Origin of the sequence: Brasilonema octagenarum UFV-OR1, assembly GCF_963888615.1 — a bacterium.
Taxonomy (GTDB): Bacteria; Cyanobacteriota; Cyanobacteriia; order Cyanobacteriales; family Nostocaceae; genus Brasilonema; species Brasilonema sennae.
Genome location: NZ_CAWPKW010000248.1, coordinates 1 through 3545, shown reverse-complemented (window position 1 = coordinate 3545; position 3545 = coordinate 1). Strand labels below are relative to the sequence as shown.

The following is a 3545-nucleotide window of genomic DNA, read 5'->3' as shown; positions in this document are numbered from 1 at the left end:
GACTTTGAGCCAAGAAATTTATTTCTTGGCGGACGAAAAGTATGGTGCAAGATCTTCTAAGTAATGATATTTTATAACTCCTGTCAAAGTGTAAATCCTAGCGTCTGCTCTAAACTCTTCCATGACTAACACGCATGTCAAAACAATTCTGATTCTGGCTGCCAATCCGGCAAATACCTCCCGGTTACGACTGGATGAGGAAGTACGGGAAATAAATACGGCGCTACAACGTGCCAAAAATCGCTATGAGTATCAAATCGTTACTAGGTGGGCGACACGAGTGGAAGACCTGCATCGTGCGCTGTTAGAATACCAACCGACTATCGTTCACTTTTGTGGGCATGGTGATGGTAGCAATGGCTTAGCTTTGGAAAATAATTTTGGACAAGTACAACTGCTCAGTACACAAGCCTTGGCTAGGTTATTCGGGTTGTTTCAAGACACGACAGAATGTGTTTTACTTAATACTTGCTATTCAAAAGACCAAGCAGAGGCAATCCACCAACACATTGATTATGTTGTGGGTATGAATCGGGCGATAGGGGATGTCGCCGCGATTAAATTTGCTACTGGATTTTATGATGCGTTGGGTGCTGGCAGACTCATAGAGGAATGTTTTGCAATTGGTTGTACTTTCCTTGATTTACAAGAAATTCCTGAGGACTTAACACCAGTACTCAAAGCAAGACGGCGTCGAAACCAAACAGAAATCACAACAAATTCAGAGAACGTAATACCCGGAAAATCTTTTAAGGATGATTCTAGGAGTGATGATAACAAGGTGACACAAAACCGCTCAATTTCTATCGGGGGTAATGTCGCTGGTAGTGCGGTTCAAACGGGCGATCGCAACGTTGCCAATATACAATTTCAGCCAGTGAGTTTACCCGCGCCTGAAAGTGTTGATATTCGGGCGGAACTGAACGCGCTGCAAGAGGCGATCGCATTGCTGGAAAGTCCGGATCGTCGCAAAATTGAGAATGCCTTTGCTGATGCCGAGGACGAGGTAAACAAGCCCAACCCAGATAAAAATGAGGTAGGTAAGGCATTGGATCGAGCGTTCGATTATGCTAAGAGGGCTGAGGGATTTGCATCTGTGGTTGAAAAACTTAAACCTCACTTAACCAAAACAACGGCTTGGTTAGGAGAGAACTGGCATAAGCTACTAAGTATCGTTGGTTTGGGAATTTGACAGGAGTGGATTGATTTTGAGGCAGAATCGATGAGCGATAGCGGGTTAAGGGATGAAAATCGCAGTATTAGGATTGAAAAAGATGCTATCAGCAGTGCAATTATTTCTGGAGATGGTAATAGAGTTGTTATCTATCAGTACCAACTTGAGCGTCAACTAAAAGAAGAAAAAGTTTCTACCACAGGAGAAATAGGTTCCAATCCTTACAAAGGACTACTTGCATTTCATGAAGTTGATGGCGATCGCTATTTTGGGCGGGAAAAACAAATCGAAAAACTTTGGAACCTGTTTCGCACTCTTCACGAAAACACAACTCAACTAGAAGCGCCATTACGTTTATTGCCAATTTTGGGACCATCCGGTTCTGGTAAATCTTCCCTGGCGCGTGCTGGTCTAATTCCAGAATTAGCCCGTCGTCCTTTACCGGGTAAGAGTCAAGCGCGAGTGGCGGTGCTTGTCCCTGGTACCCATCCAATTCAAGCTTTAGCAACAGTGTTGGCAAGGGTTGCGACTAATGACCAAACTCCTGTAACTAAAACCCGCGAGTTTGCAGAAGAATTAAAACAAACTAGCAGTAACACTACTGATACTATTATTTATGATGGCTTAAGACGCATTGCCAACGTCTTACCAGAGATTGCCGTATCGCCGTTAGTGGTGTTAATAGACCAGTTTGAAGAAGTTTACTCGCTTTGCAATGACCCGAATGAGCGCCAAATATTTATTGAGAATTTAATTCATGCCGCAGGCGATCGCTCTGGTTGTGTATCAGTTATTATAACTTTGCGTAGTGACTTTCTTGGAGAAACACAACGACACCCAGCGCTTAATCAAGTCATTGCCGAGCTTGGCGTATTTGTACCTGCCATGAGTACAGAGGAATTGCGGCAAGCAATTACCAAACCAGCATCAAATGCAGGTCATCCATTAGATAATGCTGTAGTTAGTTTGTTACTAAAGGACACACAAGGGCGGGAAGGAGCATTACCCCTACTCCAGTTTGCATTAACCCGCATCTGGGACGGGCTAAAAATTGGTGTTGAACCTGTCAAGACGCTTGAACAAATTGGTGGAGTTGGTGGAGCATTAGCAGATGAAGCTCAGCGCATTTATCAAAGCCTCAACAAACAAGAAAAGAAAATTGCTCAACGAGTCTTTCTGGGGTTAGTGCAGCTTGGGGAAGGAACAAGCGACACCCGTCGCCGTGCCAATATTGATAGCTTGCTTTCTTATAAAGATGAACGTGAGTATGTTAAAAAAGTGATTGATAGATTCGCTAGCCCCGGTGTGCGGTTAGTTACTCTTTTTAGCATTAATGGAACACAAACAGCAGAAGTTACTCACGAAGCCTTATTTGCTAACTGGGGACAGATGAAAGAATGGCTAGATAGTAGCCGCAGCGATATTCGCTTTGGGCGTCGCTTAGATGAGGCAGCAAGGGTTTGGGATGAAAACAATCGTCCAGAGGGAAGTCTTTGGCGTTCTCCAGATTTGGATTTTTTAAAGAATTATTATGAGCGAGCCAGCGATGATATGACACTGCTACAAGTGGAATTTTTTGAAGCTTCCCAACAAGCAGAGATTAAGAGAAAGCGTTTACAACGGCTTGCAATTGGAGGACTAGTTACAGGTCTTGTCACAACAACAACAATCGCAGGCTTTGCAGCTTATCAATGGCAAAACGCAGAAATCGAGCGAATAAAACAAACTGCCATATCAGTAAAAAGTTTGTTACCGATTGTTCCTTTACAAAACTTAGTCACCGCAATTAGTCTTGTAGGACAAAGCCGCTCACCTTTGTTTAGTTTCCCCAATCAATCACTACCCCCATCAGTACAAGACAGCTTATTCAGTGCAGTCCAAAATAATGTGGAAAAAAATATTTTTAGAGGTCATCAGAGTACCATATGGTCAGTAGCAATAAGCACTAATAATCAGAGAATTGTCAGTGGTGGTTTAGATGGCACAGTGCGGTTGTGGGATAGCAAGGGCAAACAACTCGCTACCTTCAGAGGTCATCAAGTTGATGTTTTTTCAGTAGCAATCAGCACTGATAATCAAAAAATTGTCAGTGGTGGAAGAGATGGCACAGTGCAGTTGTGGGATACCAAGGGCAACCAACTCGCTACCTTCAGGGGTCATCAGGGTCCTGTAAATTCAATAGCAATAAGCACTAATAACCAGACAATTGTCAGTGGTGGTCAAGATGGCACAGTGCGGTTGTGGGATACCAAGGGCAACCAACTCGCTACCTTCGGGGGTCATCAGGGTTCTGTAAATTTAGTAGCAATAAGCACTGATAACCAGACAATTATCAGTAGTGGTGATGATGGCACAGTGCGATTGCTGTCTC

General features: G+C 43.6%; 2 protein-coding genes. Both read left to right on the top strand.

Features of this window, described 5'->3' with window-relative positions; all coding sequences use genetic code 11:
• Nucleotides 1–121: 121 nt before the first annotated feature.
• Nucleotides 122–1192: a CHAT domain-containing protein gene (locus tag AC5590_RS20070; RefSeq protein WP_169268924.1), complete on the top strand. Its 1071-nt coding sequence runs from the start codon at nt 122–124 to the stop codon at nt 1190–1192.
• Nucleotides 1193–1222: 30 nt separating this feature from the next.
• The coding region (locus tag AC5590_RS20065; protein ID WP_169268923.1) for an NACHT and WD repeat domain-containing protein at nt 1223–3545 on the top strand (2323 nt) is incomplete at its 3' end.

Bases quoted from the DNA above. Each gene is read 5' to 3' on its own strand.
- AC5590_RS20070 (WP_169268924.1), top strand. From the start codon at position 122: ATGACTAACACGCATGTCAAAACAATTCTGATTCTGGCTGCCAATCCG.